Below are 14935 nucleotides of genomic sequence, written 5' to 3'. Positions count from 1 at the left end.
GACGACGATGAGCCAGGCGCAGGATCACGAGCAGACCGCCGGGCCTGCCGTGCCGCAGACCCGCACCGCACGGCACCGCCGGATCGTGGACATCCTCAACCGGCAACCGGTGCGCAGCCAGAGCCAGTTGGCGAAGCTCCTCGCGGACGACGGGCTGAGCGTCACCCAGGCGACGCTCTCCCGGGACCTGGACGAGCTGAACGCGGTGAAGATCCGCAACACCGACGGCGACCTGATCTACGCGGTGCCGAGCGAGGGGGGCTTCCGGACCCCCCGGGCTCCGCTCGGCGAGTCGGCCAAGGAGGAGCGGATGCGGCGGCTCTCGCAGGAACTGCTGATCTCCGCGGAGGCCTCGGCGAATCTCGTGGTCCTGCGGACGCCTCCGGGGGCGGCGCAGTTCCTGGCCTCGGCGATCGACCAGGCGGAGCTGCACGACATCCTGGGGACGATCGCCGGTGACGACACGCTGCTGCTGATCTCCCGGCGGCCGGACGGGGGACAGGCGCTGGCCGACCATCTGTTGCGGTTGGCTCAGAACGGCCACTGAGCGTCGTCCGGTCGTCCGCGGGTGTGCGGGGGCTGGTCGCGCGGTTCCCCGCGCCCCTGACGGTGGGGACGCTCACCCCAGTCGGGACGCCAGGCCCCTCGTGCATCTCACCTCGTCGCCCGCCGTGATCAGCAGGGCCTCCACGTCCGGCAGGCTCTCCAGCCAGGTCAAGCCCTGGCGGGCGCCCATCGCGAAGGCGGCGGTGGCCCAGCAGTCCGCCCAGGTGAGGCGGGGCGCCACCACCGTCACGGCGAGCAGGTCGGTGACGGCCGGTCTTCCGGTGCGGGGGTCGGTGATGTGGGCGCCGCGCTCGGCGGTGCCGGAGGTGGCGACGGCCAGTTCCGTGGTGCCGGCCGCGGTGATGACCGCCGCGAGGCCGCCCGGGCGGAGCGGGTCCGCGACGCCGACGCGCCACGGGCGGCCCGCGCCCGGCACGCCCAGCAACTGGACGTCGCCGCCGCCGTTCACACTCACCCCGCTCGCCCCGGCCGCCGCCAGCGTGCGCGCCGCGCGCTCGACCGCCCAGCCCTTGACGATGCCCGTCGGATCGAGACGGCCCCCGTAGGTGGAGCTGAACCAGCCGTCGCTGACCCGCTCCGCCTCCGCGGCCAGCTCCAGCACCTCGGCGACCTCCGGGTCGCACTCCCCGGCGGTCAGCTCGCCGCGCGCCAGCCGGGAGAGCTGGCTGTCCTCGCGGTAGGTGCTGAACACCGCGTCGGCCCGGTGCAGCCCGCCGACCGCCTCTCCCAGGGCCGCGCGGACGGCACGGGGATCCCCGCCGCGGACGTCGAACGAGAAGACGGTCCCCATCGCCTCCTCCGTCCGGCGCACCGCGACGGGAGCCTGCGTCACGTCACCCACCGACCCGGTCCAGGGCGGACTGGAGGGACTGGCGGTAGCCGGTGCTGGTGTACGTGGCTCCGGAGACGGCGTCGATGTCCGCGGTGTCCGCGGCGATGGCGGCCTGGTTGAGGCGGGGTACGGCGTCGGCGGTGATCTGGCTGCTGCGGCCCCCGCTCGGGGCGCGCACCGCCTCGGCGTCGACGATCCGCCCGCCGCTGACCGTGATGCGGACCTGGACCGGGCCGTACTGGGTGCGGACCGCGTCACCGGTGACGGTGGTGGCGCCCGCGGCCCCGGCGCCGCCCTGCGGGGACGGGGCCACCGCCGTCGGCTGCGGTGCCGCGCCGCCGGCCGCCGAGGCGGAGGCCGGGTCGGACGCCGGCTTCAACGACAGCAGCAGCACGATGCCGGACACCGTGGCGGCGGTGGCGAGCAGGGCCCGCCGGATCGGGTGACTCTTCCTCATGGCTCCGCAAGCTCCTGAATGACCGTCGATCACATTTCGAACGACTCGTGATGGATACGGCGCGCGGGCACCCCCGCGCCGCGCAGCGCCTCGTACACGGACTGTGCGAAGCCCGGCGGCCCGCACAGGAAGACGTCGTGCTGCTCGATGTCGGGCACCTTCTCCCGCAGCCGCTCCGCCGAGATGTCCGGGCGCGCCCCGTCGGGGCTGTTCACCGCGTACATCAGCCGCGCGCCCCGCTCGTCGGCGATGGCGGCCAGCTCGCCCCACAGGGCCAGGTCCTGGGTGCTGTTGGCCCGGTAGAGGAGGGTGATGTCACCGGCCGCGCCCGGCAGGGTCTCGAACAGGGCGCGCATCGGGGTGATGCCGACCCCGCCGGCCACCAGCAGCACCTTGCCGCGGCTGCGGCGCTGCGCGGTCAGCGCCCCGTAGGGACCCTCGGCCCACACCCGGGTGCCGGGGGTGAGGTCGCGCAGCCGAGCGCTGTGGTCGCCGATCGCCTTCACGGTGATCCGCAGCATGCCGGGGCGGGGCGCCGCCGACAGCGAGTACGGGTGCGAGCTGAACCGCATGCCCGGCGCGAGGAACCGCCAGCGGAAGAACTGCCCGGCCTCCGCACCGATCCGGTGCAGCCTGCGTCCGCCGATCAGCACCGACACGATCCCCGGCGTCTCCTCGATGACCGCCTCGACCCGCATCCGGTGCCTGAGGTTGAGCCGCACCGGGGTGAGGACGCGGTACCAGACGACCAGTGCGGTGACCGTGCCGTACAGCCCGTACCAGAAGGTCTTGGCGACGGGCTCGACCGCGAAGTCGTTGCCGGTGCTGATCTGGTGCCAGAACGTCAGGTACACGGCGGCGTACGTCAGCAGGTGCACGTGGTACCAGGCGTCGTACGGCAGCCGGCGGCGGATCCCGCCGGCCGAGACCAGCCCGATGAACAGCAGCAGCGCGGTGCCGATGGCCGCCTTCCCCATGTCCGGCAGCTGGGTCACCGACTCCACGGTCTGCGTGACGATGTCACCGAGGGTCCGCCCGGCCTGGAGCGCGTATCCCCACATGATGAGCAACACGTGCGCGATGACCAGGCAGAGCGTGTAGCGGCCGGTCATCGCGTGCCAGCGGGCGACCCGGTCGGAGCCCACCCGCCGCTCCAGCGCGGGCACGCGGGCCATCTGGAGCACGACCAGGGCCATCAGATAGCCCGCGAGCAGCCCGGTGATCCGGCCCGCGCCGATGATCCGGCCCGTCGTGTCCGCGATGGACGGGGTGGTGTGCCACCACAGCCACAGCACCGCGCCCGCCCCGGCCCACAGGGCCAGCAGCAGCGGCACGGCGGGGGAACGGCGCGGACGGATGCGGCGCATCGTCTGGCGCCGGGCGGCGCGGCCGCCTGCGAGCGTGGTGGTCACGGTTCCTCCGGGGACGGGGGCAACGGGCGTGTCGTAGTCCCTTGGCCCAGAGATACGTGGGGAAGGGGGCCGGTGTTCAGTACCGGGTCACGGCCGTTCGCCCGCTCGTCGTCCCGATGGCGATGTGCGGCCGCGCGGCGGGCTTCGCCCAGGCGAGCAGCCGCCGCATCGCGTCCGCCGGCACGGAGACGCAGCCGGCGGTGGCGCCGCGCCCGTGGACATGGAGGAAGATCCCCGCGCCCCGGCCGCGCACGGGCCGGTCGTAGTTGAAGCCGATGACGAGCGCGTGGGCGTACTGCGTGCCGTAGGAGACCAGGTGCTCGGCCTCGGCCGCGCGGCAGTCGGCGGGGCGGGGCTCGGTCCAGCGGTTGTAGGCGCGGGAGTCGTTGTCCTGGCACCACCAGGAGTGCTCGCGGACCGGACGGTAGCGGTAGGTGGTACCGCGCGGGGCCGCCGCGATGCCGAACGCGTACGGCAGGTCGTACAGCCCGGTCGGGGTGGTGCTGGTGCCCTGGCGGCGGGCGGCGCCGTCGACCAGCCCGTTCTTGCCGAAGCGGGCCGGCGCGGAGCCCTTCCGCACCCATCGCCCGCCGCGCCGCTCCCACCACGTCAGCGTGCCGGTGGTGGCCCCGGTGCGCGGCGCGACCGCGGTGATCAGCTGCCGTCCGCCGCCGGTGTCGGCCATCCGGTCAGGCAGCGTGCCGCCACCGGACGGGGCGACGGCGGTGAGGGACGCGCAGGCGAACGAGGCGAACAGGGACACGGCGGCGGCGGCGGCGGGACGCATGCGGTCGACGCTAGCGACGGACCGGGTGCGGCGTCGGTCCGGTTGCGCCGTTCGGGCTCAGGCCCGCGCGGTGAGCGGCGGCAGCGGCAGCGGGAGTCCGGGCAGCCCGTCCAGGCTGGTCGCGATGTGGTCCTTCTTCTCGAAGTAGGCGCTCAGTGAGGCGTCGTCCTCCCGCGCGAAACGCCTGCTGTGCAGATCGCGGTCCTCGTCGTACGACATGAAGGGCACCGCGTAGCCGCAGCTGTCGCGGACGACGTCGGCGGTCACGACGATGATCGCGCGCAGGCCGTGCGCGGTGGGGTCGATGTCGGGGAAACGAGCGAGCAGTCCGGCGAAGCGCGGGTCGTCCCGGAACACCGGCTCCCCGCGCCCGTGCACGCGCACGATGTTCGGCGGGCCCTGGAAGGCGCACCACATGAGGGTGATCCGGCCGTTCTCCCGCAGATGCGCGATGGTCTCCGCGTTGGACCCCGCGAAGTCCAGGTAGGCCACGCGGTGTTCGTCGAGGACCACGAAGGAGCCCTTGAGGCCCTTGGGTGAGAGGTTCACCGTGCCGTCACCGGCCAGCGGCGCCGTCGCGGTGAAGAAGATCGGCTGCTCCTCTATGAACGCCCGGAGTCTGCCGTCGATGCGCTGGTAAGTCTTTCCCATGTCTAAGGATTATTGCCGCCCCTCGCTCATCTGTCCGATGAACGGGGTGTTTGGCGGGGGGCGTTGCGCAAGGATGGCGGCTCCCGGCCGGCGCACACCCGGCTGGCCGGGAGCCGACCAGCCGGTCAGGGAGCCGACCCGGCCGGCCGGGGAGCCACCCGTCGTGCCCTACCGCATCGTGCAGGTGGCGAGGGAGCCGAGTCCCTGGGGCTTGGTGGTGGTGCGGCCGATGGCGATGGCGATGCGGTCGAGGGCGGCGGTGCGCTTGGAGGCGAGGGGGCCGAGGATGGCGTTCTGGACGAAGTCGGGTCCGCCCTGGCCGACGGTTTCGGCGAGGCGCTTGTCGGCTTCGGCGATCTGGGTCCGCAGGAGGGCGAGGTTGCGGTCGACCTCGGCCTTGGCGGAGGCGGGGACGGCGGGGAGCCGGGAGGCCACGTCCGGGCAGGAGATGCTGCCGGTACTCGCCAGGGGCCGGGCGGCCGAGGTGTTCCCGGACGTCTCGCCGGCGAGGGCCGAGCCGGCGATCAGCGCACCGGAGAGCACCACGGCGGCCGCGCCGCCGATCGTCGCCACGCGGCGCTTGTTGTACTTCGGAAGAGCCCTGGACATGCGGAATCCTCGCTGCGATCGGTGGGTGGGGTCTGCGCCGGCGTTCGGTGAGCAGTACGGGAAAGCGGTTTCCCGCGTTCAAGCCCCGGCGCAATTGACGAACCATGCAGACCTCTGCATACTCATGCAGAACAGCGACAGTGAGGAGCAGCGCGAGTGAGCAGCAACAGCGGTGACGTACGGCTCTGGGGCGGCCGTTTCGCCGACGGTCCCGCCGAGGCCCTGGCCAAGCTGTCCGCGTCCGTCCACTTCGACTGGCGCCTCGCGCCGTACGACATCGCCGGTTCCCGTGCCCACGCGCGCGTGCTGCACCGGGCCGGGCTCCTCACGGAGGACGAGCTGACCCGCATGCTCGCCGGCCTCGACCGGCTCGAGGCGGACGTGGCCTCCGGCGACTTCACCGGCACGATCGCCGACGAGGACGTGCACACCGCCCTGGAACGCGGCCTGCTGGAGCGCCTCGGCCCCGACCTCGGCGGCAAGCTGCGCGCCGGCCGGTCCCGCAACGACCAGGTCGCCACCCTCTTCCGGATGTACCTGCGCGACCACGCCCGGATCATCGGCGGCCTGATCGCCGAACTCCAGGACGCCCTCATCGGCCTCGCCGAGGCCCACCCGGACGTCGCCATGCCGGGCCGCACCCACCTCCAGCACGCCCAGCCGGTGCTCTTCGCCCACCACGTCCTCGCCCACGTCCAGGCCCTGTCCCGGGACGCCGAGCGGCTGCGCCAGTGGGACGAGCGCACCGCCGTCTCGCCGTACGGCTCCGGCGCCCTGGCCGGTTCCTCCCTCGGCCTGGACCCCGAGGCCGTCGCCCGCGACCTCGGCTTCGAGCACGGCAGCGCCGCCAACTCCATCGACGGCACGGCCTCCCGTGACTTCGTCGCCGAGTTCGCCTTCATCACCGCGATGATCGGCGTGAACCTCTCCCGGATCGCCGAGGAGGTCATCATCTGGAACACGAAGGAGTTCTCCTTCGTGACCCTGCACGACGCCTTCTCCACCGGCTCGTCGATCATGCCGCAGAAGAAGAACCCGGACATCGCCGAGCTGGCGCGCGGCAAGTCGGGCCGCCTCATCGGCAACCTGACCGGCCTCATGGCCACCCTCAAGGCCCTCCCGCTCGCCTACAACCGCGACCTCCAGGAGGACAAGGAGCCGGTCTTCGACTCCATCGACCAGCTGGAGATCCTGCTCCCCGCCTTCACCGGCATGATGGCCACCCTCACCGTGCACCGCGAGCGCATGGAGGAGCTGGCCCCCGCCGGGTTCTCGCTCGCCACCGACATCGCCGAGTGGCTGGTCAGGCAGGGCGTGCCGTTCCGGGTCGCGCACGAGGTCGCCGGCGAGTGCGTGAAGGTCGCCGAGGCCGAGGGCAAGGAACTGGACGAGCTCACCGACGAACAGTTCGCGAAGATCTCCGAGCACCTCACCCCGGAGGTCCGCGCCGTCCTCGACGTGCCCGGCGCCCTCGCCTCCCGCGACGGCCGCGGCGGCACCGCGCCCAGCGCCGTCGCCGTCCAGCTCGCCGAGGTCAAGGCGGACGTCGCCGCCCAGCACGCGTGGGCGAACGCCAAGAAGTGACGTGAGGGCGTCGCGGGTACGTTGGTCGCAGCCGGCCAGCCGGCCAGCCGGCCAGCCGGCCAGCCGGCCAGCCGGCCAGCCGGCCAGCCGGCCAGCCGGCCAGCCGGCCAGTCGACCGAACGGAGCCCGCGATGCCCTTCGCCCGTCTCGCCCGCGCGACCACGCCCACCTGCCACATCGGCCTGGGCCTCGCCGCCGTCGGCCGTCCCGGCTACATCACCCTCGGCCGGGACCACGACCTCGGCGCCGACCGCAGCGTGGCGGCCCTGCGCGCCCGCACCCACGAGCTCCTCGACGCCGCCTACGCCCAGGGCGTCCGCTACGTCGACGCGGCCCGCTCCTACGGCCGCTCCGAGGAGTTCCTGGCCGGCTGGCTGGCCGCGCACCCCGAGATCGACGACGTCGTCGTCGGCAGCAAGTGGGGCTACACCTACACCGCCGAGTGGACCACCGACGCCGAGCGGCACGAGGTCAAGGACCACAGTCTGGAGACCTACGAGCGCCAGCGCGCCGAGACCGCCGCCCTGCTCGGCGACCGGCTCGACCTTTACCAGATCCACTCGGTCACCCCCGACAGTCCCGCCCTGACCGACAAGAACCTGCACGCCCGCCTCGCCGAGGCCGCCGCGCAGGGCGTCAGCGTCGGCTTCTCCACCAGCGGCCCCGCCCAGGCCGACGCGATCCGGGCCGCGCTCGCCGTGACCGTCGACGGCGAGCCGCTGTTCCGTACCGTCCAGTCGACGTACAACCTCCTGGAGACCTCCGCCGCCCCCGCCCTCGCCGAGGCGCACGACGCCGGACTGACGGTGATCGTCAAGGAGGGCATGGCCAACGGCCGGCTCGCCGAGGAGCACGCGCCGCCTGAGCTGCGGGCCGTGGCGCGCGAGACCGGGCTGGGCTGTGACGCCGTCGCCCTCGCCGTGATCCTGCGGCAGCCGTGGGCGGGCGTGGTGCTGTCCGGCGCGGCGACCGTCGCCCAGCTCACCTCGAATCTGCACGCTCCCGCCGTGGATCTCGACGAGGGGCAACGGGAACGCCTCGCCGCCCTCGCGGAGGACCCGCGCGCGTACTGGGAGCGGCGCGGGCAGCTGCCCTGGCACTGACCAGCACACCCCTGTCGGTCACCGATGAGCCGCGCATGCCCATCGTGAGACAAAGATGTCTCATGTGGTTTATGGTTGTCTCATGGCCGTCGATCGAGAGCACGTGCTGCGCAGCGCAGCCGACCTGCTGACCCGTAAATCCACCGCGACCATGGACGAGGTCGCCAAGGCCGCCGGGATCAGCCGGGCCACCCTGCACCGGCAGTTCGCCGGGCGCGACGCGCTGGTGCGGGCGCTGGAGGCGCTGGGCATCGCCGAGTGCGAGGCCGCGCTGGACCGGGCCCGGCTCGACGAGGGCCCCGCGGGCGAGGCCGTCCGCCGCCTGGTCCGCGAGATCCAGCCGGCCGCCGGACTGCTCGCCTTCCTCTACAGCGAGAACCAGCTGTTCGAGGGCGAGGAACAGAACGCGGGCTGGGCCCGGATCGACGCCCGCGTCACCGCGCTGTTCCGGCGCGGCCAGGACGGCGGCGAGTTCCGGATCGACCTCTCGCCCACCTGGCTCACCGAAGCGCTCTACGGCCTGTTCGCCGCCGGCGCCTGGGCGGTGCTCGACGGCAAGGCCGCCCGCAACGACTTCCCCTTCATGATCGCCGAGCTGATGCTCGGCGGCGCCCTACGGAGAGAGGAACCATGACCAGCACCCTGCAGCCGGCGCACCACGACGAGGCGGTGCAGCGCCCGGGCCGCTGGCTCGCGCTGTCCGTCCTCGTGCTCGCCGTGCTGCTGGTGGCCGTCGACGCCACCGTCCTCGGCCTCGCGACCCCGTACATCAGTGAGGACCTCGCGCCGTCCGGCACCCAGCTGCTGTGGATCGGCGACGTCTACTCCTTCGTCATCGCCGGTCTGCTCGTCACCATGGGCAGCCTCGGCGACCGCGTCGGCCGCAAGCGCGTCCTGCTGATCGGCGCCACGGCCTTCGGCGCGGTGTCCGTGCTCAACGCCTACGCCACCAGCCCCGAGCTGATGATCCTCGCGCGGGCGCTGCTCGGCGTCGCCGGCGCGACCCTGATGCCGGCCACCCTCGCCCTGATCCGCAACCTCTTCCCCGACCCGCGCGAGCGCAGCCTCGCCATCGGCATCTGGGGCGCCACCGCCTCGGCCGGCACGGCGGTCGGCCCGATCGCGGGCGGCTTCCTGCTGGAGCACTTCTGGTGGGGCTCGGTCTTCCTGATCAACCTGCCCGTGATGGCGGTCCTGGTCCTCGTCGGCGTCAGGCTGCTGCCGGAGTCCCGCAACCCGGACCCGGGCCCGTGGGACCTGCCCAGCGTGCTGCTCTCACTGGCCGGCATGATCGGCGTGGTCTACGCCGTGAAGGAGGCCGCCGCGCACGGGTTCGCGTGGGCGACGCTCGCCGCCGGTGCGCTGGGCGCCGCCGCGCTGTACCGCTTCGTCCGCCGGCAGCTGACGCTCCCCGCCCCGCTCCTCGACATGCGGCTGTTCCGCGACCGGGGCTTCAGCGGCGCGGTGCTGGCCGACCTGCTGACCATCCTGGGCCTGTCCGGCCTGGTGTTCTTCCTCTCCCAGTACCTCCAGCTGGTGCAGGGCAGGCGGCCGCTGGAGGCGGGTCTGGCGGAACTGCCCGCCGCGATCGGCGCCGTGTCGGCCGGCCTGGTCGCCGGTGCGGCGGCCCGCCGCTTCTCGGTGCGGGCCGTGGTGGCCGGCGGCCTCGCCGCGGTCGGCCTCGCCCTCGCCTCGCTGGCCTTCCTCGACGAGTCCACCGGTTACCCGCTGCTCGGCGCGGCCCTGCTGGTCGTGGGCATCGGCGCCGGCTTCTCCTTCACGGTGACCGCCGACGTCATCCTCGCCTCCGTACCGAAGGAGCAGGCGGGCGCCGCCTCCGCGGTCTCGGAGACGGCGTACGAGCTGGGCGCCGCCCTCGGCATCGCCGTCCTCGGCTCCATCGTCACCGGCGTCTACCAGGGCTTCCCGTCCCCGCCGGGCACGCCCGGTAGCGCGCACGAGTCGCTGGGCGGGGCGGCCGAGGCCGCCCACGCCCTGCCGGCGGACACGGCGGCGGCCCTGCTGGACGCGGCCCGCGGGGCCTTCGTGGACGGCCTGGCTTTCGCGGCGGGCGCGGGCGCGGCGGTCCTGCTGGCCGCGTCCGTCGCGGCGTGGTTCCTGCTGAAGGGCCGGCACCTGGACGGCTCCGGCCGCGAGAGCTGACCGGCGGGGGCGCGGGGAACCGCGCGACCGGCCACAACGGCGCCGCTCCCGCCCCGCTCCCCGCGGCCCTCGCCACCACGCGGCCCCCGCCCCCGCAGCCCCGCCGGGCTCCTCACTTGCGGTAACCGAGCACCGTCATCATCCCGCTCTCCGAGTGGTACTGGTTGTGGCAGTGCAGCATCCACAGCCCGGGGTTGTCGGCGTCGAAGTCGATCACCAGTTTCCGGTGCGGCAGCACCACGGCGGTGTCCTTCAGGGCGCCGGCCGAGTCGATCCCGGTGAGCGCGAAGGTGTGCCCGTGCAGGTGCAGCGGGTGCCACATGTCCGTGGCGTTGATGAGGGTGAGCCGCACCCGTTCCCCGGCGCGGACCGGGTAGCGCCGGCGGACGGAGTACGGCTGGTGGTCGAACCCCCAGTCGTACTTCTCCATGCCCCCGGTGAGCCGGATGCGCATCTCGCGGTCCGGCTCGCGGCCGTCCAGGGCCACGGAGTCGTCCGGCTGGAGGCGGCGCGCGGGCACCGTCTTCCCCCGGACTTCGTCCGGGCGCACCGAAGGCGGGGGCAGCTGGCCCCTGCCCGTGCTCGTGCGCAGGACGGCGAGGGCCTCGCCCTTCTTGCCCTCCGGCAGGGCGATCAGCGGGAACACGCCGTCCCGCGCGGTGACCAGGACGTCGTACCGCTCCGCCATGCCGACCAGGAGGGCGTCGGTCGTGCGGTGCTTCACGGGATAGCCGTCGGTGTGCGTGACGGTCATCTCGTGGTCGCCCAGCGCGACCCGGAAGGCGGTGTCGGAACCGGCGTTGATGATGCGCAGCCGGACCCGGTCGCCGGGACGGCAGCGGAACACCGAAGGGCTGCTCGGCACGCGCCCGTTGACCAGGTAGTGGGGGTAGGCGACGTTGCCGCCCTCCCCGTGCAGGATGCGGCTGTAGGAGTCGTGCAGCACCCGTGAGGGGCCGGTGGTGCCGGGGCCCGGTCCCATGGCCATGTGCTCGGCCCCCTCGGGCAGCAGCTGGTCGAGCACCGCCTCGGGGGTGGACCCCTCCACGCCGTCCAGCCAGTCGTCCAGGACGACGATCCACTCCTTGTCGTACGACAGCGGCTCCCTGGGGTCGTCGACGACGAACGGCGCGTACAGGGCGCGGTCGGGCTGCATGCCGACGTGGGAGTGGAGCAGGTACGTGCCCGGGTGGGGGACGACGAAGCGGTAGACGAAGTCCGCGCCCGAGGGGATGGCGCGCTGGGTCAGTCCCGGGACGCCGTCCATGTCGCAGCGGAGCCGGAGCCCGTGGGAGTGCAGCGTGGTCGTGGCGGGCAGCCGGTTGGCGAGGGCCAGGTCGAGGGTGTCGCCGGCGGTGACGCGGACCAGCGGGCCGGGGAGCGCCTCGTCGTACGCCCAGCTGCGGACGGTCCGCCCGCCCAGGTCCAGGGTGGTCACGCCGGCCGTCATCCGGTACGTGCGGACGGGGCCGGAACCGCGCTCGCGCTCGGCGGCGAGGACTTCCGGGTCCGACGGATTGACGTACCCCCGGGGCCCGGCCGGCACGAACGCCGCCTCGCCGCCGGTGCCTTGGAGGCCCGGAGTGGACCGGGAGCCGGGCCCGGAGCCGGAGCCGGACCGGGAACCGGGGCCGGAGCAGCCGGCCAGCAGGCCGGCGCCGGCGGCGAACGAGGTGCGGAGGAGTGTGCGCCGAGAAGGTGTGAACATGTCTGCATCAGACATGTCGCATGATCATATTGTCGGGCGATTGGGGCGAATGCCCGATGTGTCGGTGTCAGATTCCACCGGCAGGCGGACGGAGAGGCGCCCTCGCGGACCTCACGGACCCTCACGGGACCTTGCGAACCTCACAGGCCTCGCGGACCTAGCCGACCTCACGCCGTCCGCCGCGCGGCGACGCTCAGGCCGCCTTGGCCTTGGTGGCGTACATGTCGACGTACTCCTGGCCCGACAGGCGCATGACCTCGGCCATCACCGAGTCGGTCACCGCCCGCAGCACATAGCGGTCCCGGTCCATGCCCTCGTACCGGGAGAACTCCATCGCCTCGCCGAACCGCACGGTCACCCGGCACGGCCGGGGGATGCCCGCGCCGCCCGGCTGGATCCGGTCCGTGCCGATCATCGCGAACGGCACCACCGGCGCCCCGGTCATCAGCGTCAGCCGCGCGATACCGGTACGGCCCCGGTACAGCCGTCCGTCCGGCGAGCGGGTGCCCTCGGGGTAGATCCCGAAGACCTTGCCCTCCTCCAGGATGCGCCGCCCGGTCATCAGCGCCGCGACCCCGCCCTTGCCGCCGTCCCGGTCGACCGGGATCATGCCGACGCCGGTGAAGAACCAGGCCATCAGCCGGCCCTTGAGGCCCTTGCCGGTGACGTACTCGTCCTTGCCGATGAAGAAGACCTGACGGTCGCAGACCAGCGGCAGGATCATCGAGTCGATGAACGTCAGGTGGTTGCCCGCCAGGATCACCGGCCCGTCGCCCGGGATGTGCTCCACGCCCTCCACCCGGGGGCGGAACATCAGGCGCATGATCGGACCGAGCACTGCCTTGATGAGCGCGAAGCGGGACAACGGGCCCTCCGGTGTCGAGAGATCCAATGTGCGAAACGTCATGAGTCTGTGCAGGTGAGGACGATACTCGCGGTTCGGGGGCCGGCGCACATCGGGTTCACGGAGGTCTTACGCGCTGGTGACACACGCTCACCTGCGCCCCGGGGCCGCGGACGGCGCCCCGCCCGGCCGTCACGGTGTGACCCATATCGCCCCGTGGCCACCGCGAGAGGCTGCCGGACCACTCCGTGGCCCCGTCCTCACCGCCCGGCTGCCCGCGTCCCGCCCGGCCAAGCCGACGGCATGTCACTTTGCGCCGTCCGTACGCCATTCGTCGTCATCCATGTGTTCGATCCAGGGCCTCCCCCCGGTCATCTCCACCCCCCTACGATCGGCCCGCACCGCGGTCGAACAACGGCCGAGCCGATTGCCGGGAGGCGCCGATGGGAACGCAGGAGACGAACGGACACGCCCACACTCCGGGACGGCGGGCGCTGCTCGGCGCCGCCGTGCTGGGCGCGGGCGGGACGGTCCTCGGGCTGGGCGGTACGGCGAGGGCCGAGGCGAGCAGGGAGGGCCGCGGTGTGAAGAGCCTGCCCGTGCCGACGATCATCGGCCACCGCGGCGCCAGCGGCTACCGCCCCGAGCACACCCTCGCCGCCTACCAGCTCGCCCTCGACATGGGCGCCGACATCGTCGAGGCCGGCGACCTCGTCCCCACCAAGGACGGCCACCTCGTCTGCCGCCACGAGCCGGAGATCGGCGGCACCACGGACGTCGCCGACCACCCCGAGTTCGCCGGCCGCAGGACCACCAAGACCGTCGACGGCGTGGCCACCACCGGCTGGTTCACCGAGGACTTCACGCTCGCCGAGCTGAAGACCCTGCGCGCCAAGGAGCGGATCCCCGCCAACCGCCCGCACAACACCCTCTACGACGGCCGCTGGGAAATCCCCACCTTCGAGGAGGTGCTGCGCTGGCAGGACGAGCAGACCAAGCGGCGCGGCAAGCAGGTCTGGATCTACCCGGAGCTGAAGCACCCCACCTACTTCCGCGGCCTCGGCCTCGGCCTGGAGGAGCGGGTCGCCAAGGTGCTGCGCAAGCACGGCAAGCACAAGTGGCACTCGCCGGTCATCCTCCAGTCCTTCGAGCCGACGAGCATCCAGCGCCTGAACAAGCTGGTCGACAACCCGCTCGTGGTCCTGCTGTCCGGCGCGAACACCCGTCCCTGGGACTTCGTCGCGACCGGTGACCCCCGCACCGTCGCCGACCTGGTCAAGCCCGCCGGCCTGCGCGAGATCGCCTCCTACGCCCAGGGCATCGGCCCCACCCTCGACCTGGTCGTCCCCAAGGACAGGGCCGGCAACCTCACCCAGCCGACCACCCTGGTCGCCGACGCCCACAAGGTCGGCCTGATCCTGCACCCCTACACCCTGCGCAACGAGAACCCGTTCCTCCCGGCGGACTTCCGCAAGGGCACGGACCCCGACGCCTACGGCGACGTCTTCGGCGCCTACCGGGCGTACTTCGCGACCGGCATCGACGGCGTCTTCACCGACCACCCGGACACCGGCCTGCTCGCCCGCGAGGAGTTCGTCAACGGTTGAACCATCCGACCTCGTTCGGGCTGACTCCCCGCCGCCCGGGCAACTTCCGGCCCGGGCGGCGCGTCGTGCCGCATATGACGCACGACCTGCTCACCACCCTGCGCCCACTGCTCACCGCCGAGGCCCTCGCCGAGGCACACGCCGGCACCGAACCCGGCGACCTGGAACAGGCGGTCTGGCTCCGCCTCCTGGAACGCCTCGACAGCGACGGCCCGCCGCACGACCCCGAGCGCTGGCTGCGCCGCGCCGTCCGCTCCGAGGCGCGCCGCTGCCGCCGTACGACCCGGCGGGAACGGCCGTACGAGACGGAACCGGCCGACGAGCGCGACCGCATCCCGGAGCAGCTCGCCCTCGCCTCGGCCCACCGCCGCGCCCTGCGCGACGCGGTCCGCCGGCTGCCCGGCCGCTGCCCGTCCCTGCTGGAGGCTTTGATGGCTCCGGAGGACCTGACATACCGCGAGATCGCGGGGGAGTTGGGTATCTCACAGGGCAGTCTCGGACCGGAACGTTCCAGATGTCTGGGATGTCTGCGTCGAATGCTCACACCGGAGGTTGCGGCCCGCAGAGCACGGGGATAGGAGTGAGGGACGACAGGCGACAGGTGAGCGGGA

13 protein-coding genes and 2 pseudogenes are annotated in these 14935 nt (G+C 73.1%); 7 read left to right on the top strand and 8 right to left on the bottom strand.

What is annotated here, in order from left to right:
* Positions 1–7: 7 nt before the first annotated feature.
* A complete protein-coding gene (locus G7Z13_RS06280) occupies positions 8–547 on the top strand; it encodes an arginine repressor (protein ID WP_165996843.1) in 540 nt (179 codons plus the stop codon).
* Between the two features lie 72 nt (positions 548–619).
* Here G7Z13_RS06280 and G7Z13_RS06275 read toward each other — a convergent pair whose 3' ends face one another.
* The 6 genes and pseudogenes from G7Z13_RS06275 to G7Z13_RS06250 all read right to left on the bottom strand — a co-directional run.
* On the bottom strand, positions 620–1357 hold the full coding sequence (locus G7Z13_RS06275; RefSeq protein WP_166004697.1) for an FAD:protein FMN transferase: 738 nt from the start codon (positions 1355–1357) through the stop codon (positions 620–622).
* Between the two features lie 55 nt (positions 1358–1412).
* Positions 1413–1856, bottom strand: a pseudogene (locus G7Z13_RS06270) (FMN-binding protein); the annotation flags it as partial.
* 29 nt (positions 1857–1885) lie between these two features.
* Positions 1886–3268, bottom strand: a complete 1383-nt coding sequence (locus G7Z13_RS06265; protein WP_165996839.1) for a ferredoxin reductase family protein — start codon at positions 3266–3268, stop codon at positions 1886–1888.
* A gap of 76 nt (positions 3269–3344) precedes the next feature.
* Positions 3345–4055 (bottom strand): L,D-transpeptidase family protein, encoded by a 711-nt coding sequence (locus tag G7Z13_RS06260; protein WP_165996837.1) that lies wholly within the window; start codon positions 4053–4055, stop codon positions 3345–3347.
* 57 nt (positions 4056–4112) lie between these two features.
* Positions 4113–4706 (bottom strand): pyridoxamine 5'-phosphate oxidase family protein, encoded by a 594-nt coding sequence (locus G7Z13_RS06255; RefSeq protein WP_165996835.1) that lies wholly within the window; start codon positions 4704–4706, stop codon positions 4113–4115.
* 174 nt (positions 4707–4880) lie between these two features.
* Positions 4881–5315: pseudogene (locus tag G7Z13_RS06250) on the bottom strand (hypothetical protein); the annotation flags it as partial.
* Positions 5316–5471: 156 nt separating this feature from the next.
* Between G7Z13_RS06250 and argH the strand changes: the two are divergent.
* The 4 genes from argH to G7Z13_RS06230 all read left to right on the top strand — a co-directional run bounded on the left by argH (position 5472) and on the right by G7Z13_RS06230 (position 10165).
* Positions 5472–6899 (top strand): argininosuccinate lyase, encoded by a 1428-nt coding sequence (gene argH, locus G7Z13_RS06245; RefSeq protein ID WP_165996831.1) that lies wholly within the window; start codon positions 5472–5474, stop codon positions 6897–6899.
* Positions 6900–7030: 131 nt separating this feature from the next.
* Positions 7031–8002: an aldo/keto reductase gene (locus G7Z13_RS06240; RefSeq protein WP_165996829.1), complete on the top strand. Its 972-nt coding sequence runs from the start codon at positions 7031–7033 to the stop codon at positions 8000–8002.
* An 82-nt stretch (positions 8003–8084) separates the two neighbouring features.
* The gene (locus tag G7Z13_RS06235; protein WP_240926127.1) at positions 8085–8636 is read left to right on the top strand and encodes a TetR/AcrR family transcriptional regulator; all 552 of its coding nucleotides are present in this window, start codon (positions 8085–8087) and stop codon (positions 8634–8636) included.
* The gene (locus G7Z13_RS06230) at positions 8633–10165 is read left to right on the top strand and encodes an MFS transporter (protein WP_165996826.1); all 1533 of its coding nucleotides are present in this window, start codon (positions 8633–8635) and stop codon (positions 10163–10165) included. The genes G7Z13_RS06235 and G7Z13_RS06230 overlap by 4 nt, the downstream gene beginning before the upstream one ends.
* Positions 10166–10277: 112 nt before the next feature.
* Here G7Z13_RS06230 and G7Z13_RS06225 read toward each other — a convergent pair whose 3' ends face one another.
* Entirely contained in the window at positions 10278–11873 is a 1596-nt protein-coding gene (locus G7Z13_RS06225) for a multicopper oxidase family protein (protein ID WP_166004695.1), read from the bottom strand.
* A 193-nt stretch (positions 11874–12066) separates the two neighbouring features.
* On the bottom strand, positions 12067–12738 hold the full coding sequence (locus G7Z13_RS06220; RefSeq protein WP_166004693.1) for a lysophospholipid acyltransferase family protein: 672 nt from the start codon (positions 12736–12738) through the stop codon (positions 12067–12069).
* Between the two features lie 422 nt (positions 12739–13160).
* Here G7Z13_RS06220 and G7Z13_RS06215 point away from each other — a divergent pair, with 422 nt between their 5' ends.
* Positions 13161–14324, top strand: coding sequence for a glycerophosphodiester phosphodiesterase (locus G7Z13_RS06215; RefSeq protein WP_165996825.1), 1164 nt, complete (start codon positions 13161–13163; stop codon positions 14322–14324).
* A 74-nt stretch (positions 14325–14398) separates the two neighbouring features.
* Positions 14399–14902 (top strand): sigma-70 family RNA polymerase sigma factor, encoded by a 504-nt coding sequence (locus tag G7Z13_RS06210; protein ID WP_166004691.1) that lies wholly within the window; start codon positions 14399–14401, stop codon positions 14900–14902.
* Positions 14903–14935: the final 33 nt, after the last annotated feature.

This window comes from Streptomyces sp. JB150, assembly GCF_011193355.1.
Lineage (GTDB): Bacteria > Actinomycetota > Actinomycetes > Streptomycetales > Streptomycetaceae > Streptomyces.
Note: the sequence above shows the minus strand (reverse complement) of the source record. Positions and strands in the feature narration are given on the sequence as shown.